Here is a 23,761-nt window from a genome sequence, read left to right as displayed (position 1 = left end):
GTAAGCAAAAATTCGATCGAGAACGTCCGGAACGCGGGCGCTTTGCTGACATTGGCTACGTCCGTCCTTGATTGCTCTCTGGTCGGCAAAGCGAAAGCCGAAAGGCGTCTCTAGGCCCGCGCCCGCTCCTCCTTGCAGCCCGGGCCAGCCGCTCGGATCGGAGGATCAACTTTTTGCTCTGGTGCGACTGTTGCATTTAATTTAGAAGTTGCACAAAATGACTTTAGCAGTGATCGGACGCCAGCGATGAGCTGGCGTCCGATCACATTTTTGTACCTGTTGGTGATCTCAGCCGGCCAGCAATGCGGCATTGCCGCCGGACGCCGTGGTGTCGACGCAAAGGTGGCGTTCATGCAGGACATGGGCGCGATCCGGCATGGCGGTGATCAGTGGCAGGATCGCCCCTTCCCGTTTTGCCAGCGCCTTCGAGAACCGAGCGGCTTCCGCGTCACCGCCCCACCAGAGGCAGCCGGAAAAGCCCGCCAGCGCTGCGATTTTTTCCGCGTCGGCGTCACCCTCGACCATCACAGCCTTGCCACCCAGCGCCTCAACCGCATCGGCCTGCACCAGTGCAGCTGCCCGGCCGGGACCTAGGCACAGGAGCGGCGGTCTGGAATAGAAGGCCAGTCGGTTCAACTCGCCAGTCACACCGGGCATGATCTCCTCGCCGCATTTTTCCTCAGCCATAGCTGCAAGCCTGGCCGAAACGGCGTCGAGATCTGCGGCTTTTGTCCATTTACCGGGCTTGGCATGGGCCTCTTCCGGTGCATAGAAGCGCGGCAGATAGAGCGGCCCGCCCGCCTTTGGCCCGGTGCCTGACAACCCCTCGCCGCCGAAGGGCTGCGAACCGACCACCGCGCCGATCTGGTTTCGGTTGACGTAGATATTGCCGACATGAATGCTCTCGGCGACATCCTGAACACGATCATCAATGCGGGTATGCAGACCGAAAGTGAGCCCGAATCCGCGGGCGTTGATATCTTCAACAACCCTGTTGAGATCACGGGCCTTGAAGGTAGCGACATGCAGGACCGGCCCGAAGATCTCGCGCTCCAGCCCGTCTATGCCATCGACCTTGATCAGCGTCGGCGCAATGAATGTGCCACTGCCGCGCGGAGCCAGTTGATGCAGGATCTGGCCGGATTTTTCCGTAAGATAGGCCTGAATGCCGTCCCGTGCTTCAGCATCGATGACCGGGCCGACATCGGTGGCGAAGTTCCACGGGTCATCCAGTGCAAGCTCGTCCATCGCGCCCTTGATCATCGCGATCACATGATCGGCCGTATCCTCCTGAATATAAAGGCATCTAAGCGCCGAGCAGCGCTGGCCGGCCGACTGGAAGGCCGAGGCGACGATATCGCGCACCGCCTGTTCGGGCAGCGCCGTGCTGTCGACAATCATCGCGTTCAGGCCACCGGTCTCGGCGATCAGCGGCGCACCGGGCGCGAGATTATCGGCCATCGATCCGGCAATCCGCTTGGCTGTATCCGTCGAGCCGGTGAAGACAACGCCTGAAATACGCGGATCGGCGGAAAGCTGTGCCCCGACCGTCGGGCCATCGCCCGGCAGAAGCTGAAGCGCTGCACGCGGCACACCGGCCTGATGCAGGAGTTCTACCGCCTTGCAGGCAATCAGCGATGTCTGCTCCGCCGGTTTGGCGAGCACGGCATTGCCGGCCATCAAAGCGGCTGAAATCTGGCCGGTGAAAATCGCAAGCGGGAAATTCCAGGGGCTGATGGCGGCAAATGTGCCGCGCGGCGCGGCGTCGATCTTTTCACCTTCGTTTGCATAATAGCGCAGGAAATCCACCGCCTCGCGCACTTCGCCGATGGCATCGGCGATCGTCTTGCCCGCCTCACGGGCCAGAAGCGCGAAGAAAACGCCGTAGCTTTCTTCGTAAAGATCAGCCGCGCGGCGCAGGCACGCGGCCCGTTCGGTGGCCGGAACGCTCCACGGGCTGGCATCTTCAAGCGCGCGCGAAACGGTTGCGGCGTCGGCATCAACCACCTCGGCAATCTGCTCGCCCGTGGCAGGATTATGCACCATCCGCGCCGTGCCCGACGGTGGCGAAACGGTCAGCGGCGCGCCCTTCGGCAGATCAACGGTCCGCGCTGCTTCAATCTCGGCCAGCACGCCATCATCACTCACATCCCAGCCGCGCGCTGTGACGCGGTCCTCGCCGAAAACCGCGCTGACCGGCTTCAGCCCTGACGGTGCCCTGGCGCTTTCGAGCCCGTCAAAGGGATCGCGCGCGACCGTCTCAGGGGTGATTGCGGTATCGACGATCTGATGCACGAAGGAGGAATTCGCGCCATTTTCAAGCAGGCGGCGCACCAGATAGGCCAGAAGATCACGATGCGCCCCGACCGGGGCATAGATGCGGCAATGGCCCCTGGTTTCCTTCAGCACAATATCATGCAGCCGTTCACCCATGCCATGCAGGCGCTGCAACTCGTACGGCCTGCCATCGGCTAGCTCCAGGATCGCGGCAATCGTATGGGCATTATGCGAGGCGAATTGCGGGAAAATATGATCGCCCATGGCAAAGAGCTTTTTCGCCAGGCAGAGATAGGAGACATCCGTCGCCGTCTTCGAGGTGAACAGCGGGAAGTCCGGCATGCCGTTGACCTGGGCAAGCTTCATCTCCGTGTCCCAATAGGCACCCTTGACGAGACGGATATTGATCTTGCGGTCATAGCGCATCGCCATATCGTAAAGCGCGTCGATGGCGGCACCCGCGCGCTTGCCATAGGCCTGAACCACAACGCCGAAACCATCCCAGCCGGAAAGGGCCTCATCGGCCATCACCGCTTCGATCACCTTGAACGAGATCACCAGCCGGGCCTGTTCCTCGGCATCGACATGAAGCGCGATGCCCGCCTCTTTCGCCTGCCGCGCCAGCCGGGTGACAACGGGCACCAGCTCCGCCATAACCCGTTCTTCCTTGGCCACTTCATAGCGCGGATGAAGCGCCGAAAGCTTGATCGAGATACCGGGATTGTCAACCGTCGCGGCATGAACCGCCGCCTTGCCAATGGCGGTAATGGCATTTTCATAGGAGCGCGCATAACGTTCGGCATCTGCCTTCGTCATCGCCGCCTCGCCCAGCATGTCAAAGGAATAGGTAAAGCCCTGCTTGTTGCGCGCCTCGCCGCGCTTCAGCGCGCCCTCAATGGTTTCGCCAAGCACGAACTGACGCCCCATTTCCTTCATCACCCGGGTCACAGCCGTGCGGATCACCGGCTCGCCAAGCCGTCGGACCAGACCATGCAGCGTGTTGGCGATCCCCGGCTCGGTCTTTTCGTCCAGCACCTTACCCGTCAGCATCAGCCCCCAGGTCGAGGCATTGACCAGCGAGGACGCGGCGGTACCCAGATGCTTGTTCCATTCCGACGGCGCAATCTTGTCCTCGATCAGCGCATCAATCGTATCACGGTCCGGCACGCGCAGCATCGCCTCGGCCAGACACATCAGCGCCACCCCCTCGCGGGTCGAGAGCCCGTATTCGGAGAGGAAATGCTCCATCAGGGTCGGCTTGCTCTCGCTGCGAATGCGGCGAACCAGATCAGCAGCGCGCGTGCTGATCGCCGCGCGCTCGTCCAAGCTGAAACCTGCCTCATCAACCAGCGTTTTCAGGCAGCGCTTTTCATCGGCAAATTTTGCCGCAAAATTCAATGTAGCGAAGTTGATATTGGTCATGCTGTTCCTCGGTTTTTTGTGAGGTTATCGTCAATTCCTTGGACCATGCGACTGAAGAATGCTAAAGGCTTGGTCGATCAGACCAAAATTCAGGTTTAATATGGTATCAGCAGCCAAGATCGACGCAATTGACCGCAGGATCCTGGAAATCCTCGTCGATAATGCGCGCATTCCTCTGACAGAGCTGTCGCGCATGGTGGGGCTTTCAAAAACCCCGGTTACCCTGCGTATCCGGCAGATGGAGGCCATGGGGCTGATCACCGGTTACCGCGCCATTCTCTCTCCGATCAAGCTCGGCCTCACCCATGTCACCTATGTGACCCTGAAGGTCACGGACACGCGGGAAAAGGCGCTGCTGCAATTCAACGAAGCCGTCCGCCGTATTCCGGAAGTCGAGGAATGCTACATGATCACAGGCGGCTTTGACTACCAACTGAAGGTCCGATCGCGCGACATGATCCATTTTCGCGAGATCATGGCAGGCCGGATTTCCGAACTCCCCTTCGTCAGCTCGACAACCAGCTATGTCGCCATGGAAGCCGTTATTGAGCAAAGCTGGGTTGAACTATAAAAGACATCTCAACCCTCAATAATGGAATTACAGCACCTTGAACAGCCTCGTTCAACCGCAAGATCACCTGAGAGCGGCAATATTCAGATCGATTTCCAGCCGTAACACATTCAGCCCCGATGGCAGGGCGTTCGCCCGGCGATCTGTTCGGCAAGGGCAGTGAAATGGTGAAAAGCCGCTTCGACGAGCAGGAAGTTTCGGTCCTGGCACGGCATCCTCTCCAAGCCTCGCTCGTCTATGTGAACACCCGCATGCCGCAAACGGTGCTGAGCGAACCGGTATGGGAAGGCCGTATGACGCCGGAAGATTGTCGCGGCCTCACGCCGTTGATCTATGCACACGACAAAGCCTACGGCCGCTTCGATCTCGACCTGGAGAGAAGGGTAGGTTTCGGTAAAATCGTTGCGTAAGCAGGACCGCAAAATGGTTTACACGCGCCATAACTGTCGCAGATATTTCGACCTAAAACGTGTTCAAGGTCGCAAACGCGCATTTCTGATGAAAGAACATTCATCCTACTGTGAACCAAGTTGAAATCTGATCTCCATGCCGCTCATTCCGCTTTCCTTTGTCGTCACCGTCCTGCTGCTTGTTCTGTTCGCCCTCGTGATGAGAGCTGATCATGAAAGTGCGCCGACTGGTTCCTCACGGAACAAGCCATTTCTCGCGCTCATTTTGCTTGCAGCCTTTCAGGCGTTTTTGTCCGGCTTGCGTTGGGGATATGATATCGAGGCAACGCGGTATTTAATGCCCCTCGGCGCGGCTCTCATGCCATCGCTGGTCTATAGCGGAATTTCCAAGCTTGTACGCTCGGACGGCGGCTCACGCTATGCCCGCTTCTCGATGTACTTCATCCCGATCATCGCCATCGTCGTCATCATCGCGATCTCAATGACGACATGGGCAGGCGCGATCGATTTCATCTTGCCAATGCTTTTCATCGGCTATGCCGGAGCAATCCTGTATCTCATGCGGGCGGGGCCGGATGTTTTGCAAAGAGCGCCGTTTGAAAATGCCGTGCCCATCCATCGCGTGTTCATCTTTGCCGCTCTCGCTTTGGTGCTGTCGGCCCTGCTCGACCTCAGCGTTTCCCTCGATATCGCCTGGACCCATGGCGAATACGCGCCGAGCTTGGTGGTTTTCGGCAATCTTCTTGCCCTGCTCATCCTGTCTATTCCAGGATTTATCGTCGTTCAAAGCCGAACATCCGTCGAGGCCGAGGATCCCAAACCACAGCTCGCCGGTCTTGAAGACAAGCAAACGCTCGATGTGGTCGCCGCACTGATGACCACCAGGTCTCTCTATCGTGACCCGGACCTCAATCTCGACCGGCTGGCGCGAAAAGCGCTGATTCCGGCACGGCAGATTTCCGCGGCAATCAACCGTGGAACTGGCAAGAACGTCTCGCAATATGTCAACGAGTTCCGCGTTGACGAAGCGTGCCGCCTGCTTGCAGATACCGACAGATCGGTAACCGAGATCATGCTTGAGGCCGGGTTTCAGACAAAGTCCAATTTCAATCGCGAATTCCGTCGTGTCACTGACATGACACCGGTTGAATGGCGACAACGGCAAATGGCAAGAAATCCCGACTGAACCGGCCGGCTGCACGGACTAAATCGCGATCAAGCACGTCCGCTATCGCGTTCAAGGTCGAGATTGGGCATCTGAGCCGGCGATAGTGCCGGCATGAACACACTCAACGAGCAAGACCGCAAACTTGCGGAGACACTCCGGTCCCTCTCGCTGGAACCACCTCCGCAAGCGCCTCCACAACGCCGCAAACACTTATGGTGGCTCACCGCAATTCCGCTCTTCGCCCTCATCGCGGCGGGCGCCATGGTAGAACAGCCGGACCTGGTCGATCACATCAGACTGGCGCTTACCAGTCAGCAACCTTCGACGGCGATCACGCACGGCCAGGAAAATGAGACCGGCCCCTCTTCCTCAGCGAAGAATGCTGATGCAGCAACCCAACAAAGAATACAGCCGCCGGCGACAGGCGAGATTGCCGGCTCCGGCTTTGTCGTCGCCCCGCGCTCAACGGTCGTCTACTCCAAATATGAGGGAACGGTAACGGGGATCTCGGTCGAAGTCGGCGATCGGGTCATCGCTGGCCAGATCCTTGTCACGATCGATAATGCCACCGCCCATCTGTCGCTGGAACAGGCCGAGGCCGCCAGGGTCTCGGACGTGATCACTCTGAGGGGCAAGAAAATCGCGCTGGAAGAGGCGTCGGCTTCGCTCAACCGCTACAGGCTGCTGGCAAAGGGCAATGTCGTTTCCGCAAAGGAGCTTGAGGAGGCCGAAATCGCCTGGCGTACGGCGCAAAACGTCGTTGACCAAGCCACACAAGCGATCCGGCAGGCCGATCTTGCTGTGGAAAAGGCAAGGCAGCATATCGAAGCGCTGGTTGTGCGCGCACCTTTCGCCGGAACGGTCACACAGCTTAATGCCCATCTTGGCGACAGGGTGCTTGCCCGCGCCGACAGCGTTCGCGAAAGCCAGAGCCTCCTGACGATTGCCGATACCACCAGCATGGTGATTGACGCCGATGTCGCGGAAGCAAATCTCGACCGTCTTCGGTCCGGCCTTGCCGGTGAAGCCGTGCTCGACGGGCTTCCTGATCACCCCTTTCCTGTTGAACTGCAGAAAATTGCGCCCGTCGCTTCGCTGGAGAAAGGCACGATCGGGCTCCGCCTGTCGCTGATCAATCCACCGGATGGCATCCGGCCTCAGATGGCGGCGCGCATTCGTATCACAATTCCACAATCCAAATCCGCATCGGGAGAACTGACGCCATGACACTCGCAAACCGGGAAAACCCCTATATTTCGCTAAAGGCCGTGCGGAAAGCATACGCCATCGGCGGCGAGATGATCCCAATCTTTGCCAATCTCGACATGGATATCCCACGCGGTGATTTTGTCGCCATCATGGGTCCGTCCGGATCGGGTAAATCGACGCTGCTCAACATGCTGGCCGGTATTGAAGCTCCCGACGCGGGCGCAATTCGCATCGGCAACGCCAGGTTAGACCGGCTGGGTGAAGCAGCGCGCTCGGCATGGCGGGCTCACAACATGGGCATCGTTTTCCAATTCTACAATCTCCTGCCGATGCTGACGGCGGCAGAAAATGTTGAGCTGCCTTTGCTGCTGAAGCCGATTTCCGCTGCGCAGCGCAGCGCGCGCGTGGCCACGGTTCTCGATCTTCTCGGTCTTGCAGGCCGTGAAAAGCAATATCCCTCCCTGATGTCGGGTGGCCAGCAGCAGCGGGTCGGCATTGCGCGTGCGATTGCCGCCGATCCGGCGTTGCTGCTCTGCGACGAGCCGACCGGCGATCTCGATCGCAAATCCGCAGACGATGTTCTGGACATGCTGCGCCTTCTGAACCGAGAGCTGGGAAAGACCATCGTCATGGTCACCCACGATCCCCGCGCAGCCCTTTATTCTCGCCGGACGCTGCATCTCGACAAGGGCGCGTTCGTCGAAGAAACGAGGGCTGCGTGATGCGTTTCCTCAGCCTTGCCAGAAAGAATGCATGGCGCAAGCCCATGCGCACAGCGATGCTGATCTTCTGCGTCGCTGTCGCCTTCCTGATCTACAGCCTGACGGGCAGTTTTCTCGCCGGTACGCAAGGCAGCGCTGGCGCAAGCGACAACCTTCTCGGTGTGAAGAATGCCGCAGGGCTCACCCAGCCTTTGCCAATGGCATATCTGACGCGGATTGCCTCTGCGCCCGGCGTCGCGGCTGTCAGCTATGCGACCCGCCTGCGCGGCTTTGTGGAGATAGAAAAGAATGGTGTCGCCGTCAGCGCCGCGGACCCTGAAACAATATTCAAGGTCAGCGGCAAGGAGCTTGGCCTGACGCCTGAACTGGTTTCCGCGCTCTCAGACACAGGGGACAAGGTTCTCGTCGGCCGGGCGCTGGCGAAGGCGCAAGGCTGGACTGTCGGGCAGCACATCACCCTCACCGCCTTCCAGGTAGCCAGAAAGGACGGCGGACGGAACTGGCCGTTTGAGATTGCCGGCATCTTTGACGGCGAAAATGCCAGCACCGACACCTATTTCATCCTCGCCAACTATTCCTATATCAACGCTTCCCGGGCGGCGGGCAAAGATACGGTCGATGTTTTCGCGGTGCGGCCTGCAGCGGGTGTATCACCCGGCATACTCGCTGCCAAAATCGACGCGCTGTTTGCCAATTCGGCTACGCCAACGCGGACCCAGTCGGAAAAGCAATTTCTCGAAGCCTTCCTGCGTCAGTATGCCGATATTGGATTGATCATACATCTGGTTACCGGCGCGGCCTTCATCACTCTCATCATGATCATCATCAATGCCATGGCTTTTGCCGTGCGCGAGCGGAGTTTCGAGATCGGTGTCCTCAAAACTCTTGGCTTTTCTAGCGCTCGGATTTTGATGCTCGTCCTTTCCGAAACCCTTGTCATCTTTGCCGCAGGCAGCGCGCTCGGCTTCATACTGGCAAAACTAGGCACCGTTTTCAGCGGACCAGCATTGGGTCTCGTCTTTTCCTTCGCGGTGTTTGCGAAGGGCGTTGCGATTGCCGCTTCCCTAGGCTTGGCGACCGGACTGATCCCCGCCATCAACGCCATGCGTATTCCCATCACCACAGCATTCAGAGTGAGATAGAGATGATGTCCAAGCTGAAACAGATATCCGCGATGGTCAAAGTCAACCTGCTGAGCCTGCCGCGACGTTTTCCACTCGCCATTTCCATGGCGCTTTCCGTGACACTCGTCGTCTGCACGCTCACCGGTTTCCTGTCTATGGCAGCAGGATTTGAAAATGCGCTGAACGTTACGGGTTCTCCTTCTGTCGCGGTCATTCTCGGCGGCGGAACCAATCAGGAGAACGGTTCCGATATTCCGGCGGATGTGATCCGCACCATCGAGGCAATGTCAAACCATCTTGAAGTCCAGCGGGATGCGGCTGGCAATCTGGTCATGTCGCGCGAAATTGTCGTGCCAGTGGACATGCGGCAAGACGGGGCCAACAGCGCGAAAGTCCTGGCCTTGCGCGGCATGGACCCGGCCGGTTTGTCTCTTCGCGACGGGATCGCCCTGACGGCCGGTCGCCTTCCCGCGTCTGGCAGCCGCGAAATCGTCGTCGGAGACAGGATCGCGTCGGAATTTACGACCCTCGCAATCGGCAGCAAGGTGCGGCTGGGTGCGGTGGATTGGACGGTGGTCGGGCATTTTTCAGCGCATGGCAGCGCCTTTGAGTCCGAGTTGTGGGCGGATCTCGATGCCGTCCGTTCGACCTTCGACAAACAAGGCCAGGTGCAGAGTTTGCGTCTGCGTCTTATAAACGGGGATGGGATCACCAAACTCAAAACCGCGTTGGACGGCATCACCGCAACGCCTCTGGTCATCCTGTCCGAGGCTGATCTATATGCCGGGCAGTCGTCCAGAACAGCCAATCTCATCCGGCTGTTCGGATGGCCGCTTGCACTGCTTATGGCCCTTGGCGCAACCGCCGGCGCATTCACCACGATGATGAGTTCAGTATCCGACCGAACGGTCGAAATCGCTACGGTGCGTGCGCTCGGGTTCAGCCGCCTGTCGGCCTTTGTCGCGACCTGGGTCGAGGCCATTGTGCTTGCCGCAGCCGGTGTCACGATCGGTCTTGCCGCATCATGGCTCCTGTTCAACGGTTGGCGCGCCAGCACGATCGGTGCCAACAATGTCAACATGGCTTTCCAGCTTGCTGTGAATGCGCATGTGATGTTGACGGCTGGCCTGTTGGGACTTGCAATTGGCATGATCGGAGGCTTAATTCCCGCCTTCTCCGCCACCCGGCTGCCCCTCGTAAAAGCTCTGCGCGCCAGAGCCTGATATAGCGGCTATCAGAAATGAGGTGGCAAACTCTCTACCTTTCGAAGGAATATCGCTGCTCCGTCTAGATCTGCAATGCCCCGCTGTAGATCCTATGCAGGCTCACTGCGGAAAGATCGTCTAGAATTTTGCGTACTGGCGTTAGCCGCATCATTATTCCGTCGTCACCAACGCGGCGCAAATGAACAGGCGGGCGAAACCGAAGTCGCGCCCGCCTGAAACAGCCTCAAAAACACCATTCAGCCCGGCTGGCCGTAATAGGCGTTCTTGCCGTGCTTTCTGAGGAAATGCTTGTCCAGCAATTCCTGCTCGATATGCTGCAGGCCGGGGTTCAGCTGCATCGACATCATCGCCATATGGGCGATGCATTCGACGGCAACCGCGACTTCAACCGCCTTGGCCACCGATTTACCCCATGTGAAAGGCGCGTGGCGATTGACCAGAACGCCCGGGAAATCCAGCGGATCGAGCCCCTTGAAGCGCTCAAGGATGACATTGCCGGTTTCCCATTCATAGGCGCTGGCGATTTCTTCGGCAGTCATTTTCCGGGTCACCGGAATTTCGCCGTAGAAATAATCCGCATGGGTTGTGCCGAAATTCGGGATCGGCCTGCCCGCCTGGGCAAAGGCGGTGGCATGGCTGGAATGGGTATGCACCACACCACCGATACTCTCAAATGCCATCAGCAGGCAGCGATGGGTCGGCGTGTCCGACGAGGGGCGCATATTCCCCTCGACGATCTTGCCCTCGAAATCGACCACCACCATGTTATCGGGCGACAGTTCGTCGTAATCGACACCGCTCGGCTTGATGGCGAAAACGGCGCGGTCACGATCCGCCGCACTGGCATTGCCGAAGGTCAGGTTAATCAGCCCGTGTTTCGGCAGCGCGATATTGGCTTCATAGGCCTCGCGCCGGATCTCCTTGTATACAGACATCCGCCCCTCCTTAAGACCTGAAGCCCTTGGCGATATGCCAGTAGACTTCGTTGGTCATCAGGTCCTGCTTGAATTGCGGGATCGTCGTGTCGGCATTGATCACCGCCAGCTCGATACCGGCCATGGTGGCAAAGTCTTCCAGCATTTCGGTGGTGACATCGAAGGAGAAGGCGGTGTGATGCGCGCCGCCGGCAAGGATCCAGGACTGCAGCGCCGTCTTGAAATCCGGCTTGCATTCCCAGACCGCACTGGCCACCGGCAGGTTCGGCAGAGCGGGATGTTCGACTGTCGTCACCTCATTGACCAGCAGGCGGAAACGGTTGCCCATATCCATCAGGCTCGCCGAAACCGCGTCACCAAGACGGGAATCGAACACCAGACGGACGGGGTCAGCCTTGCCGCCAATGCCGAGCGGATGGATTTCCACCTTGGGCTTGTCGGCAGCGATCGTCGGGCAAACTTCCAGCATATGCGAGCCGAGCACCTGCTCGGCGCCGGGGACCATGTGATAGGTATAATCCTCCATGAAGGAGGTGGCGCCGGACAGGCCATGGCCCATCACCTTCAGCGCACGCACCAGCGCCACCGTCTTCCAGTCGCCCTCACCGGCAAAACCGAAACCGGCCGCCATCATCCGCTGCGAGGCAATGCCCGGCAGCTGCTCAACGCCGTGCAGATCCTCAAATGTGTCGGTGAAGCCCTTGAAGCCGCCTTCGGCGAAGAAGGCCTTGAGCGCCAGTTCCTGGCGGGCGGCATGCAGTAGCGAATGATGCTTGTCGCCGCCTTTCTTCAGCACCGGCATCACATCATAGATCGTCTCATATTCGGCGGCGAGCGCTGCAACATCGCTGTCAGCGATGCCGGACATCACGTCGACCAGATCCATGATGCCGTAACCGGAAACCGAAAAGCCGAAGGCCATTTCGGCGGCGACCTTGTCGCCTTCCGTCACCGCAACCTCGCGCATATTGTCGCCGAAGCGGCAGAAGCGACCGCCCTGCCAGTCGTGCCAGGCACGTGCGGCGCGCATCCAGGCATCAATGCGGGCGTGAACATCCGGGTCGGTCCAGTGGCCGACAACAACCTTGCGGCCAAGCCTCAGGCGCGAATGGATGAAACCGGCCTCGCGGTCACCATGGGCGGACTGGTTGAGGTTCATGTAATCCATATCGATCGTATCCCACGGCAATTCGCGGGCAAATTGGGTATGGAGATGCATGAAGGGTTTGGTGAGCTGCGACAGGCCGCGGATCCACATCTTGGCCGGCGAGAAGGTGTGCATCCACAAGATCAGTCCGCCGCATTCCGGATCGGCATTGGCGCGGATGCACAGATCCGTCACCTCGGCGGTGGATTTGGCCACCGGCTGGGTGACGATTTCAAGCGGCAGACCGGCTTCCTTCGACAGATAGTCGGTAATCTTCGCCAGCTGCTGATCCACCTGAGCCAGGGTTTCCGGGCCATAAAGGTGCTGCGAGCCGCAGACGAACCAGATTTTGACAGGCTTCAAGCCGAGCATGATCATTCCCTTTCAAAACTTCAAATGCTTGCCGACGGCCGGGCGTTACGCCCTGGCTTCGTCGCGAATATCGATGAGTTCCTTCATCACGGTGGAGAAATCGGCATCGCGGGTGACGCCGCCAAAGCCGTCATGCAGCGTGATGTAGAGCCCGTAGAGTTTCTCGTAGACGGCGACATTTTCCGGGATCGGATCGTAGCGGATATCCTTCAGTCCCGTCATTGCTGCCGTGGTTTCTGCCAGTGTGTCATGAACACCGGCAACCGAGGCGGCAGCCACAGCCGCACCCAGCGCGCAGGTCTGGGCCGAGCGGGTCACCAGCATCGAGCGGTTCATCACATCGGCATAGATCTGCATCAGCATCGGATTTTTCTCGGCAATGCCGCCGGCGCAGACCACCTCATTGATCGGCACCCCGAAATCGGTCATCCGCTCGACGATGGCGCGGGCACCAAAGGCGGTTGCCTCCACCAGCGCGCGGTAGATTTCCGAACGCGTGGTGTAGAGCGTCTGCCCCATGATCAGACCGGTCAACCGCTGGTCAACGAGAATGGTGCGATTGCCATTGTTCCAGTCAAGCGCAATCAGCCCGCTCTGACCCGGCTTCATGGCGGTTGCCTCTTCCGTCAGCTCGGCATGCAGCGAGGCATCGCCCTTGCAGACGCGTTCAACCCACCATTTGAAAATATCACCGACGGCAGACTGGCCCGCCTCGATACCGAAATAGCCGGGCAGGATCGAGCCCTCGACAATGCCGCAGAGACCCGGGATCGTGTCCGTCCCGCTCGACGGCGGCACCACGGCGCAGTCGCAGGTGGACGTGCCGATGACCTTGACCAGCATGCCTTCGCGAATGCCACAGCCGATCGAGCCCAGATGATTGTCGAAAGCACCGGTGGCAATCATGATCCCTTCCGGCAGGCCGAGCTTTTCCGCCCAGTCAGCCGAAAGCGACCCGGCAGGTGTGGCGATATCCTGCGCCGTCTCGTAAAGCCGGTCGCGCAATCTGGCGATCTTCGGATCGAGCATTGCGAGGAATTCCTTGTCGGGAAGCCCGCCCCATTTCGGATTATAGAGCCCCTTGTGACCGGCAGCACAGACACCGCGGCGAATATCGGCGGGCTTTTCGACGCCGGAAAGCACGGCCGGGATCCAGTCGGCAATTTCCACCCAGGACGCAGCGGCATCGAAGACAGCCGGATCGACATTGAGGCAGTGCCAGATTTTCGACCACCACCATTCCGACGAATAGGTATCGCCGACCATGGCGAGATATTGCGGCCGTTCCGCTTTGCCAAGCTCGGTGATCCTGCCGGCCTCGCGCCATGAGGTGTGGTCCTTCCACAGCCAGCAATAGGCGTTGAGATTGTCGGTGAAACGCGGATCCATGGCGAGCGCACGGTTTTCAGCATCCACCGGCAGCGGGCTCGACCCCGTCGTATCAACGCCGATACCGACCACGCGCTCCGGCGAAAAATCGGGATGGCTTGACGCGGCAGCAAGTGCCCCCTTCACACTTGCTTCAAGACCGGCGAGATAATCGGCCGGGCTCTGGCGGGCGAGAAGCGGATTTGCCGGATCGAGCAGCACGCCCTGATCGCCGCTTGGATAATTGAACACATGGGTTCCGTATTCGAAGCCATCATCACAGCCGACGACGAGGGCGCGAACGGAATTCGTGCCATAATCAAGGCCGATCGAAAAGGCTTTATTGGCCCTGGACATTGCGGTGTACTCCCTGCTGGGACTGTTTTTATGGGTTGTAGACACCATCGGCGCGTTGACCACGCCGATGGTCTTTGTGATCAGATCAGGCCGGAGCGCTGCGCGCCACGGTCAGCTTGAGGAGCCCCTTCTGCAGCAAGATGAAGAGAAGAAGGAGAATGCCGATTGCCATCTTGGTCCACCAGCTCGAAAGCGTCCCGTCAAAGACGATGTAAGTCTGGATCAACCCCATGGTCAACACGCCGAACAGCGTGCCAAAAACATAGCCGGCGCCACCCGTCAGCAGCGTTCCGCCGATGACAACGGTGGCAATCGCCGACAGTTCCGTGCCGACGGTGGCCAGCGGATAGCCCGAACCGGTATAGATGGCGAAAACAATGCCGCCGAGCCCGGCCATGAAACCGGAAAAGGCATAGATGGCGATCGTCGTCTGGCCTACCTTTGCGCCCATCAGCTTGGCCGTCTGCTCACCGCCGCCAATGGCGAAGATGGAGGCGCCGAAGCGGGTCTTGTGGGCGACGATATGGCCGATGACAAAGGCAAGCAGCATGATGATGCCGATCAGCGTCAGCCGCCCCTTGCCCGGCATAATCCAATAGGTCTTCTGCAATGCCTTGAAGAAGGGATCGGCAATCGGAATGGAATCGATCGTCATCATATAGGCAACGCCGCGCGCCAGAAACATGCCGGCCAGCGTGACGATAAAGGCCGGCATGGCAAGTTTATGGATCAAAAAGCCCATCGCCGCACCGAAAGCGGTGGTGACCACCAGCAGCATGGCAAAGACGATCAGCGGATGCAGTCCGGTATCACGCAGCAGAACCGCGATGAAGACCCCGGAAAAGGCAATCACCGAACCGACCGAGAGGTCAATACCGCCTGACAGGATCACCACCGTCATGCCGACGGCAACAATGCCAAGATAGGCATTATCGGTGAGCAGATTGCCGACAACACGGGTCGACAGCATGGTCGGGAATTGCGTGTAGCAGATCGCATAGGCAACGACGAAAATCGCGATGGTGGCAAACAGCGGATAAAGACGCGGATTTTTCATTTTGCCCCCCTGCGAACAGCCGGATCATTCGTCGTGGCAGATGCACCGCGACGGAAGAAATCCTGACGGAAGAATTTCAGGTCACCAACGATATTGGGTGACTGCATAACCAGAATAATGACCACCAGCGCCGCCTTGATGACCAGATTATATTCAGACGGAAAGCCCGCCAGCAGAATGCCGGTATCAATGGTCTGGATGATCAGTGCGCCAATGACGGAAGCCGATATCGAGAACCGGCCGCCAAGCAGCGAATTGCCGCCAATGACGGTTGCCAGAACCGCATCGAGTTCAAGCCAGAGGCCCGCATTATTGGCATCCGCCCCGCGAATATCGGCTGCGGTGATGATGCCGGCAACGGCAGCGCAAAGGCCTGACGCCATATAAACGGCGATCAGCAGCACCCGCGCATTGACGCCGGCAAGCGAGGCCGCCTTCATGTTGACGCCGACGGCTTCGACCAGAAGACCAAGCGCGGTGCGCCGCATGACCAGAATGGCAATCACGGCAGCCAGGAACCAGATCACGGTTGGCACCGGAATGCCGAACAGAGCGCCGGAGCCGAGCCAGGCAAAACCCGGCGCGTTGAAGGTGAGGATCCGGCCCTCGGTGATCAGCTGGGCGATGCCGCGTCCCGAGATCATCAGGATCAGCGTCGCAACAATCGGCTGAATGCCGATAAAGGCAACCAGCGTGCCGTTGAAAAGTCCGGCAATCAGCCCGGCGACCAGCGCCATGAAGATCGCGGCCGGAATGCCGTAGCCCGCCGTCAGCGTGGCAGCGGCAACCGCGCCGGTAATGGCAATCACCGTACCGACCGAAAGGTCGATGCCCTTGGTAGCGACCACCAGTGTCATGCCTATGGACAGGAGTGCCACGGGTGCTGCCCGTTTCAGCACATCAATGACCGGACCGACAAAGCGGCCGGAGGAATAATCGACCTGCAAAAAGGCCGGAAAGAACACCGAAACCAGTGCCACCAGAAAGGCCAGCGTGACAAGTTGCGGCAAGACCCGCTTGATTCCCTGCGGCATCACGCGACCTCCTCTTGTTTCTTCGAGGTGGCAATCGCCCGGACGATATTGTCGGAGACGATCTCTTCGCCGACCAGTTCGGCAACATGGGCGCGATCGCGCACCACGATCACCCGGTCGGCAACCGCGATCAGTTCGTCAAGCTCGGACGAGATCACCAGGATAGACATGCCCTCGGCGGTGATTTCCTGGATCAGATGCAGAATTTCCGCATGCGCGCCGACATCGATGCCGCGCGTCGGCTCATCGAGAATGAGAAAGCGCGGGTTCATCGCCAGCCAGCGCGCCAGCACCACCTTTTGCTGGTTGCCGCCGGACAGTTCGCCGATCGGTTTCTCCGGACCTGACGTCCTGATATCGAGTTTTTCGATATAGTCGGCGACAATCCGGTCCTGTTCTGCGCGCGGGATCGGCCGCGCCCAGCCGCGTCTGGCCTGCATGGCCAGCGCGATATTCTCACGGATCGAAAGATCGGCGATAATGCCGTCGGTCTTGCGATCTTCCGGGGCAAAGCCGAAACCGGCAGCGATCGCGTCACGCGGGCTTGTGATTTTCAGCGGCCCCTTCTGATCCGAAATCGTGCCGGTCTGGGCATGGCGCACGCCGAAAACCAGCTGTGCGGTTTCGGTTCGCCCGGAGCCCAAAAGCCCGGCAAGGCCGACAACTTCGCCCTTGTGAACATCGAGATCAAAGGGTTCGACCACATTCTTGCGACCGAGACCACGCATGGTCAGGATCGGTTCCGCACCGACCCGGCCTTCCGTTGGCCGCCTTGCGCCCTCGCCTTCCTCGCCTTCCAGCTCACGGCCAAGCATATGCGAAATCAGCCGGACCCGGTCGAGATCGGCCGTCTTCTCGGTGACGATCTTGCGACCATTGCGCAGAACCGTGATCCGGTCCGTCAGTTCAAAGACCTGATCGAGAAAGTGGGAGACAAAAATAATGCCCAACCCCTCATCGCGCAGCCGGCGCACAACATCAAAAAGCATGCGCACTTCGCGGGTATCGAGACTGGCCGTAGGCTCGTCAAGGATCAACACCTTGCCGGAAAGCGCCACGGCGCGAGCAATGGCGATAATCTGCTGTACCGCGACGGAATAGCTGCCGAGATCGCGACTGACATCAATATCAAGGCCGTAGCCTTCAAGCATTTTCAGCGCTTCGATCTTCATGGCGCGGTTATCGATCACACCGAAACGGCGCGGCTCGCGGCCAAAGGTCAGATTCTGCGCGACGGTCAGATTGGGAAGGAGGTTAACCTCCTGATAGACGGTTCCGATGCCCAGTTCCTGCGCTTCCGACGTGGAGCGCGGTGAGATCGGCTCGCCATTGAGCGTGACGGATCCGGCATCGCGGTGATAGGCGCCGGTCAGGCATTTGATCAGCGTCGACTTACCGGCGCCATTTTCACCCAAAAGCGCGTGGACCTCTCCTGCAACCAGCTCGAAATTGACGTGATCGAGTGCCGTCATGCCCAGAAAGGTTTTCGTCAGAGATTGAATTTCCAGTAGCATTTCACTTCACCCCGGTTCGGGCGCAAGGCCCAGGCTTGACCCGCCGGGACCGATGAAACGGCCCCGGCGGCTCGGGAGGGGACCTCAGTAACCAAGGTCCTTGCGGCGGGCATATTCGCCGGCCGGATCGTCAGCCTGGGTGTAAAGCTTCGATTCCGTCTGGATGAATTTCGGCGGCATGGTGCCGTCTTTCCAGTAGGCAGCGAGTGCATCAAAGGCCGGACCGGCCATGTTGGGGGTCAGCTCGACAGTGGCATTGGTCTCACCTTCGGACATCGCCTGGAAATAGTCCGGGACGGCATCAATCGAGACCACCAGAATGTCGGAACCGGGTTTCAGGCCAGCTTCCTTGATGGCCTGAATGGCGCCAACGGCCATGTCGTCATTATGCGAGAAGAGCGCGCAGATATTCTGCCCGCCATTTTCCGCCTGCAGGAAGCTTTCCATGACTTCCTTGCCCTGCGAACGGGTGAAATCGCCCGTCTGGCTGCGGATGATCTTGATGTTGGGATGCGATGCGACCGTGTCGTCAAACCCCTTCTTGCGGTCGATGGCAACGGAAGAGCCCGTCGTGCCTTCCAGTTCAACCACGTTGCAATCCTTGTCGCCGACCGTATCGATCAGCCAGTTGGCGGCAACTTCGCCCTCATGGACAACATTGGAGCCGACAGCCGTCATGTAAAGATCATCGGGCGCATCAACCTGGCGGTCGAGCAGGATCACCGGAATGCCGGCATCCTTTGCCTCTTCCAGCGCGCTGTCCCAGCCGGTTGCAACAACCGGTGCCAGAAAGATCGCGTCAACACCCTGCGCCACAAAGGAGCGGATTGCTGCGATCTGGTTTTCCTGCTTTTGCTGTGCATCGGAGAATTTCAGATCGATGCCACGTTCTTCAGCCTGCTGTTTGGTGATGGTCGTCTCGGCGGCGCGCCAGCCCGATTCCGATCCGATCTGCGAAAAGCCGACCGTTTCGGCCGACGCGGCAGCAGCGCTCATTGCAAGCGCGGCAACGGTCGTCAAAAGCAATGCTTTCATGAAAAGTCCTCCCAGTTATCGTCGGGCCAACCGGTCCTCCCCGGTTCACACCCGACAGAATGTCCACCCAGAAAGCGGACGATGACGCAAGCGTTCCACTCGCCGTCAGGTCAGTAAATTAGCGACAAACACCACCCTCACCACACGCGCCTCCACCTCCAGAAGCGTCCAGCGGATGTTTCGGGCACAACTGTCCTGTCCCGCTCCGGAAACCTCCGGCCGGGGCCTGCAGTCTGATTGTTCGTCAACCTCCCCTTCGGCCGCAAACAGAGCGCCCGAGCTATGGAGCGAGCAACCGCAATTTCACATTTAACGATTTAATTTCAGGGCGTTAAATAAAAATTTCGGCCAAATCGCTGAAGCCATAGTTGCAATTTTGTGCTAGACGTTCAAATGAATAATAACTCAATAGATATAGCGAAATTGGTATATCCTATGGCAGGCAAGGAGCAGATTTTCCTCGAAGACGAGTTTATCCGCAGGGGTTTACGTTTTTCGCAACTCCGGCTGATCTCGATCCTCGAACGCAGCGGCCAGATCTCGGCCGCCGCCGCCCAGCTCGGCATGACCCAGTCAGCCGCGTCGCGCCTGCTCGGCGAACTCGAACATACGGTCGGTGCCAAGCTCTATGACCGCCACGGCCGTGGTGTTGTGCTGACGGAGATCGGTTATGCCATTGCCCAGCGCGCCGTTGTCATTCTGCATCAGCTCGATGAAAGCCATCGGGAAATCGCCCAGATGGCCGCCGGCGCGCGCGGTTCGGTGCGGATGGGCGCTGTTACCGGTCCCTCACTTGAGATCGTCATGCCGGTGATCCGCGAATTGCGCCGCGATTATCCCGAAATCGAGCTGACGGTGCAGGTTGATACCTCCGACAAGCTGTCGGAGGCGCTGTTTTCCTACAATCTCGATTTCTATCTCGGCCGCCTGCCGGAGGACATGGATGCCAAGACCGTGACCATGCGCCCGATCGGTTTTGAACCGGTCAGCCTTATGGCGCGGCTCGATCACCCGCTTGCCAGTGCCGATACGTTGTCGATCGGCGATTGCCTTGATTATGACTGGGTATTGCAGCCCGCCGGATCACCATTGCGCCGCTCCATCGAGGTCCACCTTCTCGCTCACGGGCTGATGCTGCCGAAACATATTCTCGTGACCACTTCGGCACTGCTGACGCTCGCCATCATCTCCGAGACCGATGCGATCAGCCCGGTGGCACGGCCCGTCGCCGCCTTCTTTCAGAAAGACGGCATTCTCGGCGGCCGGGTCTGCCAGTTACCGCTGAAGGAGGAGATCAATGTCAGCCCCTATTCGCTGATCCAGCGCGCAGACGGTTCGCCCTCGCCGCCGGTCTGGCGGGTGCTGACACTGATCGAAAAACAGCTCGCCAATCTCTTTTCCACCCGCCAGGCCGCCACATAACCGCCCTGCCCTGGTTCAAATGGAGAAAAATCGCACCGGCATCATGGCCTCCGCTTCCCCTCCTGCTTAAGCAGGGATAAACGGAAGATATGCGCATCCGCTGCGCGATTCCTGTTCGGGGAGAACCGGCGCGGCGGATAAACGGGGGAGAGCATGACACAGATCGGCATTGCCATTGTCGGTTTCGGCAAGATTGCCCGTGACCAGCATCTGCCGGCGATCGCCGCCGATCGCCACTTTCGACTGGCTGGCGTTGTCGACCCGCTCCTGCCCGATGATATCAGCCCCGCCTTTGCCTCGATGGACGCACTCCTTGAGGCCGATCGCAATGTCGATGCCTTTGCCCTCTGCGTTCCCCCGCATGTCCGCTTCCCGCTGGCCATGGCGGCGCTGAAGGCTGGCTGCCATGTGCTGCTCGAAAAGCCGCCCGCCACAAGCCTGACAGACATGGCGAAGCTCAAACGGGAGGCAGAAGACCGGGGGCTTACCCTCTTCACCAGCTGGCATAGCCGCTTTGCCCCGGCTGCCGAACCAGCCCGCCAGTTGCTCGGGCAATGCATGGTCCGGTCCGCGACGTTGCGCTGGAATGAAGATGTGCGCCGCTGGCATCCACACCAGACCTGGATCTGGCGCCGTGAGAGCTTTGGCGTTTTTGATAGCGGTATCAATGGCTTGGCGCTCTTGAACCATATTCTGCCGGTACCGTTGCAGCTAGAATCCGCCCGCCTCGTTTACCCCGAAAGCCGCAATGCGCCGATCGCCGCATATCTGAAGCTTGCAGGCGCTGACGGCCTGCCCGTCACGGCAGAATTCGACTGGCGGCAAACCGGTGACGATAACAAAACCATCCTCATCGAGACCGATGATGGTCTCGTTGCCATCGATCGCAGCGGCATGCGGCTGCAGCACAACGGCGAGATCATCTGCGATCAGGCTGAACAGGAATATGCAACGCTCTACCGTCATTTCGCCGCTCTGATCGCCGCCGGCCAAAGCGATGTCGACACAAGCCCTCTGGTGCAGGTTACCGATGCCTTTGCCCAGGGCCTGCGCGAAAATGGCCTCGCTTTTTGCGGATAGGATGGATCCCACTTCGGGAAAACACACCGCACATAACGGCAATCTGTCGCAAATGCGCGCCCTTCCATTGAAACGCGGTCACCAGCTGACCATGTGACAAGAGCCAAGATCTTTCATGCCGCTCAACTTCTCACCGCGGCATTAAAATCCGTCTCGTTTCATCAAGGGAGAATTCCATGACCGACGCGGCTCAATCCGGCACATTCAAAATCGGCGACGATCTCACGGTTAACCGGCTCGGCTTCGGCGCCATGCGCATCACCGGCACGGGCGTCTGGGGCGAACCCGCAGACAGGGACGAGGCGCTCAGAACGCTGAAGCGCCTGCCCGAACTCGGCGTCAATTTCATCGATACAGCAGACAGTTACGGGCCGGATGTGTCCGAATGGCTGATCCGCGAGGCCCTGTATCCCTATTCCGGGCTCACCATCGCCACCAAGGGCGGGCTGACCCGCACCGGACCGGGTATCTGGCCACCTGTCGGACGACCGGAATATCTGCGTCAGCAGGTGCACAAGAGCCTGCGCAACCTCAAGCTGGAGCAGATTCCGCTCTGGCAGCTTCACCGGATTGACCCGAAAGTCCCCGCTGACGAGCAGTTCGGCGCTATTGCCGAATTTCTGAAAGAAGGCTTGATCGCCCATGCAGGTCTCTCGGAAGTCTCGGTTTCTGACATCAAGGCAGCCTCAAGCCATTTCAAGGTCGCCACAGTGCAAAACCGGTACAATCTCGTCGATCGCACCAGCGAAGCCGTGCTCGATTATTGCGAAGAAAACGGGATCGGCTTCATTCCCTGGTTTCCGCTCGCTGCCGGCGCACTGGCCGGGCCGGGCACGATCATGGATGACATCGTCAAGGCCCATAATGCCACGCCGGGCCAGGTCGCTCTTGCCTGGGTCCTGCGACGTAGCCCGGTCATACTGCCGATTCCCGGTACATCCAAGCGCGCACATCTGGAAGAAAATGTCGCCGCAGCAGCCCTCAAGCTGACGGATGCCGAATTTGCTGCGCTCGACAGCGCCGGCCGTGCCGCCTTTGCCGAAAAGCAGAAATAGCCAGCCATGAACGCCGCCCCTGTGGCGGCGTTCATAGCCTCCGCCCATCGTTTGGCCTTCCCTGCACCCGCTCCAGAGAGAAATCCCCTCCGCAATGTGATGCATTCGGCAATGACGGGCAGCAGCCGGCCCCGTCCGTCAACAGTTCTGAAATTTCGGTTGTGCTCTTGCGATCCTGTCGGCAAATATGGCCGTTTCCTGCCGCCGACGATGGAGAGGACAAACGCATGAGACCGGATTGCTTGACAGGCGGCATTGGCCACCTCTTCGCTGTCTTTCTGGCTTTTCTCGGCGCCGGGCCCGTTCTGGCGATCGCCGGTGATGTTCCGCTCACCGTCTTGAACGGCGTACATCCGATTGTCCGCGTCTCCATCAACGGGGCAGCCCCGATCGCCATGCTGGTTGACACGGGTGCGGCAAGAACAATGGTCGCGCCGGATTATTTCCGGCCGGGCAAAGTTTCACTTTGCTTTGAAGACGGAACCTGCGTCTCCGACAGCCTCAAGGCAGCCGATAGCCCCTACAGCCTGGCGCGCCCCGGCTATATCAATGGCCTTATCGGCTACAGCGCACTCGCCAAACTTCAGTTCACGCTCGACTATCGTGCTGGCCGCATGATTATCGGCACCCTGCCCGCCGGTAAGGACACCGCAAGCCTGCCCTTTGCCATCGATCACACAAGCCGCCCTCATATGGCTGTTTCTGTCGGCAGGCGCACCTTCGAGAAGGTTCTGCTCGATACGGGCTCATCCTATACCCGCGTCAAGAGCACAACCGGCATGGCTTACCGGAGCGATAGCATCGAATATTCCATCCAGATGAAGCGCCGTGAAAAGACGACCCTTTCAGCCCCCATGCCTGTCTGTGTGCAGACGGTCTGTGCCAGCAATGTGATTGTCCAGAAAGCTTCATGGGCTGCCATCGGTGGAAGCTTTCTCAACCGCTTCCGGGTTGGCATCGATGGACCGGGAAACCGTCTGCTGCTGGCGCGCCAGCCGGACACGCCGCTGGAAGCAGCCGCACCTCTGCGCCGCTATGGCCTGCAAATCAGTACGGCAGACGCCAGCGACATCGTCTATATCCGTCGCGGCTCGGCCGCCGCCAGAGCGAAGCTTGCCACCACAGACCGGATTGCTGCCATCAACGGGAAACCAATCGAAACCCTCGGCTATATCGGCGCCATTGTCACGATGGAGCAGGCAGCGCATGTCGAGCTGACATTGCAGGACGGTCGCCGGGTCTCGCTGTGACGCCGA

18 protein-coding genes and 1 pseudogene are annotated in these 23,761 nt (G+C 59.3%); 11 read left to right on the top strand and 8 right to left on the bottom strand.

The genetic code is table 11. The annotated features are described in order from the left end of the window. Positions 1 to 288 precede the first annotated feature (288 nt). The gene (putA, locus tag FJU08_RS14560) at positions 289 to 3,699 is read right to left on the bottom strand and encodes a bifunctional proline dehydrogenase/L-glutamate gamma-semialdehyde dehydrogenase PutA (RefSeq protein WP_141149752.1); all 3,411 of its coding nucleotides are present in this window, start codon (positions 3,697 to 3,699) and stop codon (positions 289 to 291) included. A gap of 100 nt (positions 3,700 to 3,799) precedes the next feature. Here putA and FJU08_RS14555 point away from each other — a divergent pair, with 100 nt between their 5' ends. From FJU08_RS14555 to FJU08_RS14525, 7 genes and pseudogenes are all read left to right on the top strand, one after another. Continuing rightward, positions 3,800 to 4,270, top strand: coding sequence for an Lrp/AsnC family transcriptional regulator (locus FJU08_RS14555; protein ID WP_141149751.1), 471 nt, complete (start codon positions 3,800 to 3,802; stop codon positions 4,268 to 4,270). Between the two features lie 146 nt (positions 4,271 to 4,416). Continuing rightward, a pseudogene (locus FJU08_RS14550) lies at positions 4,417 to 4,680 on the top strand (Tn3 family transposase); the annotation flags it as partial. A 136-nt stretch (positions 4,681 to 4,816) separates the two neighbouring features. Beyond that, on the top strand, positions 4,817 to 5,866 hold the full coding sequence (locus tag FJU08_RS14545; protein WP_141149750.1) for a helix-turn-helix domain-containing protein: 1,050 nt from the start codon (positions 4,817 to 4,819) through the stop codon (positions 5,864 to 5,866). Between the two features lie 243 nt (positions 5,867 to 6,109). Next, positions 6,110 to 7,075, top strand: coding sequence for an efflux RND transporter periplasmic adaptor subunit (locus FJU08_RS14540; protein WP_235890727.1), 966 nt, complete (start codon positions 6,110 to 6,112; stop codon positions 7,073 to 7,075). Further along, entirely contained in the window at positions 7,072 to 7,779 is a 708-nt protein-coding gene (locus FJU08_RS14535) for an ABC transporter ATP-binding protein (RefSeq protein ID WP_141149748.1), read from the top strand. Before FJU08_RS14540 ends, FJU08_RS14535 begins: the two co-directional genes overlap by 4 nt. Beyond that, positions 7,779 to 8,921, top strand: coding sequence for an ABC transporter permease (locus FJU08_RS14530; protein ID WP_141149929.1), 1,143 nt, complete (start codon positions 7,779 to 7,781; stop codon positions 8,919 to 8,921). The genes FJU08_RS14535 and FJU08_RS14530 overlap by 1 nt, the downstream gene beginning before the upstream one ends. A gap of 2 nt (positions 8,922 to 8,923) precedes the next feature. Further along, positions 8,924 to 10,126 carry an ABC transporter permease gene (locus tag FJU08_RS14525; protein ID WP_141149747.1) on the top strand — a complete coding sequence of 401 codons (1,203 nt, stop codon included), beginning with the start codon at positions 8,924 to 8,926 and terminating at the stop codon, positions 10,124 to 10,126. Between the two features lie 239 nt (positions 10,127 to 10,365). Here FJU08_RS14525 and araD read toward each other — a convergent pair whose 3' ends face one another. The 7 genes from araD to ytfQ form a co-directional block, all read right to left on the bottom strand. Then, positions 10,366 to 11,064 carry an L-ribulose-5-phosphate 4-epimerase AraD gene (araD, locus tag FJU08_RS14520; RefSeq protein WP_141149746.1) on the bottom strand — a complete coding sequence of 233 codons (699 nt, stop codon included), beginning with the start codon at positions 11,062 to 11,064 and terminating at the stop codon, positions 10,366 to 10,368. Positions 11,065 to 11,074: 10 nt separating this feature from the next. Next, entirely contained in the window at positions 11,075 to 12,583 is a 1,509-nt protein-coding gene (araA, locus tag FJU08_RS14515; protein ID WP_141149745.1) for an L-arabinose isomerase, read from the bottom strand. 45 nt (positions 12,584 to 12,628) lie between these two features. After that, positions 12,629 to 14,308, bottom strand: coding sequence for a ribulokinase (locus FJU08_RS14510; protein WP_141149744.1), 1,680 nt, complete (start codon positions 14,306 to 14,308; stop codon positions 12,629 to 12,631). Between the two features lie 85 nt (positions 14,309 to 14,393). Continuing rightward, positions 14,394 to 15,365 carry a galactofuranose ABC transporter, permease protein YjfF gene (yjfF, locus tag FJU08_RS14505; protein WP_141149743.1) on the bottom strand — a complete coding sequence of 324 codons (972 nt, stop codon included), beginning with the start codon at positions 15,363 to 15,365 and terminating at the stop codon, positions 14,394 to 14,396. Continuing rightward, the gene (locus tag FJU08_RS14500; RefSeq protein ID WP_141149742.1) at positions 15,362 to 16,399 is read right to left on the bottom strand and encodes an ABC transporter permease; all 1,038 of its coding nucleotides are present in this window, start codon (positions 16,397 to 16,399) and stop codon (positions 15,362 to 15,364) included. The genes yjfF and FJU08_RS14500 overlap by 4 nt, the downstream gene beginning before the upstream one ends. Beyond that, positions 16,399 to 17,913: a sugar ABC transporter ATP-binding protein gene (locus tag FJU08_RS14495; protein ID WP_141149741.1), complete on the bottom strand. Its 1,515-nt coding sequence runs from the start codon at positions 17,911 to 17,913 to the stop codon at positions 16,399 to 16,401. The genes FJU08_RS14500 and FJU08_RS14495 overlap by 1 nt, the downstream gene beginning before the upstream one ends. A gap of 84 nt (positions 17,914 to 17,997) precedes the next feature. Continuing rightward, entirely contained in the window at positions 17,998 to 18,948 is a 951-nt protein-coding gene (gene ytfQ, locus FJU08_RS14490; protein WP_141149740.1) for a galactofuranose ABC transporter, galactofuranose-binding protein YtfQ, read from the bottom strand. 435 nt (positions 18,949 to 19,383) lie between these two features. On the opposite strand from ytfQ, the gene FJU08_RS14485 reads away from it, so the two are divergent. The 4 genes from FJU08_RS14485 (at position 19,384) to FJU08_RS14470 (ending at position 23,755) form a co-directional block, all read left to right on the top strand. Continuing rightward, positions 19,384 to 20,370 carry a LysR family transcriptional regulator gene (locus FJU08_RS14485; RefSeq protein ID WP_181409857.1) on the top strand — a complete coding sequence of 329 codons (987 nt, stop codon included), beginning with the start codon at positions 19,384 to 19,386 and terminating at the stop codon, positions 20,368 to 20,370. Between the two features lie 153 nt (positions 20,371 to 20,523). Beyond that, positions 20,524 to 21,450, top strand: a complete 927-nt coding sequence (locus tag FJU08_RS14480) for a Gfo/Idh/MocA family protein (RefSeq protein ID WP_141149738.1) — start codon at positions 20,524 to 20,526, stop codon at positions 21,448 to 21,450. 176 nt (positions 21,451 to 21,626) lie between these two features. Then, positions 21,627 to 22,505, top strand: a complete 879-nt coding sequence (locus FJU08_RS14475; protein ID WP_141149737.1) for an aldo/keto reductase — start codon at positions 21,627 to 21,629, stop codon at positions 22,503 to 22,505. Positions 22,506 to 22,732: 227 nt separating this feature from the next. Then, positions 22,733 to 23,755, top strand: coding sequence for a hypothetical protein (locus FJU08_RS14470; protein WP_141149736.1), 1,023 nt, complete (start codon positions 22,733 to 22,735; stop codon positions 23,753 to 23,755). Positions 23,756 to 23,761: the final 6 nt, after the last annotated feature.

Source organism: Martelella alba, from assembly GCF_006516955.1.
GTDB classification, from domain to species: Bacteria; Pseudomonadota; Alphaproteobacteria; order Rhizobiales; family Rhizobiaceae; genus Martelella; species Martelella alba.
This window is presented reverse-complemented; position numbering and strand designations above follow the sequence as displayed.

Excerpts from the sequence above, each read along its gene's own strand:
- FJU08_RS14540 (WP_235890727.1), top strand. The coding sequence starts at position 6,110 with ATGGTAGAACAGCCGGACCTGGTCGATCACATCAGACTGGCGCTTACC.
- ytfQ (WP_141149740.1), bottom strand. The coding sequence starts at position 18,948 with ATGAAAGCATTGCTTTTGACGACCGTTGCCGCGCTTGCAATGAGCGCT.
- FJU08_RS14545 (WP_141149750.1), top strand. The coding sequence starts at position 4,817 with ATGCCGCTCATTCCGCTTTCCTTTGTCGTCACCGTCCTGCTGCTTGTT.
- araA (WP_141149745.1), bottom strand. The coding sequence starts at position 12,583 with ATGCTCGGCTTGAAGCCTGTCAAAATCTGGTTCGTCTGCGGCTCGCAG.
- FJU08_RS14530 (WP_141149929.1), top strand. The coding sequence starts at position 7,779 with ATGCGTTTCCTCAGCCTTGCCAGAAAGAATGCATGGCGCAAGCCCATG.
- FJU08_RS14510 (WP_141149744.1), bottom strand. The coding sequence starts at position 14,308 with ATGTCCAGGGCCAATAAAGCCTTTTCGATCGGCCTTGATTATGGCACG.
- FJU08_RS14475 (WP_141149737.1), top strand. The coding sequence starts at position 21,627 with ATGACCGACGCGGCTCAATCCGGCACATTCAAAATCGGCGACGATCTC.
- FJU08_RS14470 (WP_141149736.1), top strand. The coding sequence starts at position 22,733 with ATGAGACCGGATTGCTTGACAGGCGGCATTGGCCACCTCTTCGCTGTC.
- FJU08_RS14535 (WP_141149748.1), top strand. The coding sequence starts at position 7,072 with ATGACACTCGCAAACCGGGAAAACCCCTATATTTCGCTAAAGGCCGTG.
- yjfF (WP_141149743.1), bottom strand. The coding sequence starts at position 15,365 with ATGAAAAATCCGCGTCTTTATCCGCTGTTTGCCACCATCGCGATTTTC.
- FJU08_RS14480 (WP_141149738.1), top strand. The coding sequence starts at position 20,524 with ATGACACAGATCGGCATTGCCATTGTCGGTTTCGGCAAGATTGCCCGT.
- putA (WP_141149752.1), bottom strand. The coding sequence starts at position 3,699 with ATGACCAATATCAACTTCGCTACATTGAATTTTGCGGCAAAATTTGCC.
- FJU08_RS14495 (WP_141149741.1), bottom strand. The coding sequence starts at position 17,913 with ATGCTACTGGAAATTCAATCTCTGACGAAAACCTTTCTGGGCATGACG.
- FJU08_RS14500 (WP_141149742.1), bottom strand. The coding sequence starts at position 16,399 with ATGCCGCAGGGAATCAAGCGGGTCTTGCCGCAACTTGTCACGCTGGCC.
- FJU08_RS14525 (WP_141149747.1), top strand. The coding sequence starts at position 8,924 with ATGATGTCCAAGCTGAAACAGATATCCGCGATGGTCAAAGTCAACCTG.
- FJU08_RS14485 (WP_181409857.1), top strand. The coding sequence starts at position 19,384 with ATGGCAGGCAAGGAGCAGATTTTCCTCGAAGACGAGTTTATCCGCAGG.
- FJU08_RS14555 (WP_141149751.1), top strand. The coding sequence starts at position 3,800 with ATGGTATCAGCAGCCAAGATCGACGCAATTGACCGCAGGATCCTGGAA.
- araD (WP_141149746.1), bottom strand. The coding sequence starts at position 11,064 with ATGTCTGTATACAAGGAGATCCGGCGCGAGGCCTATGAAGCCAATATC.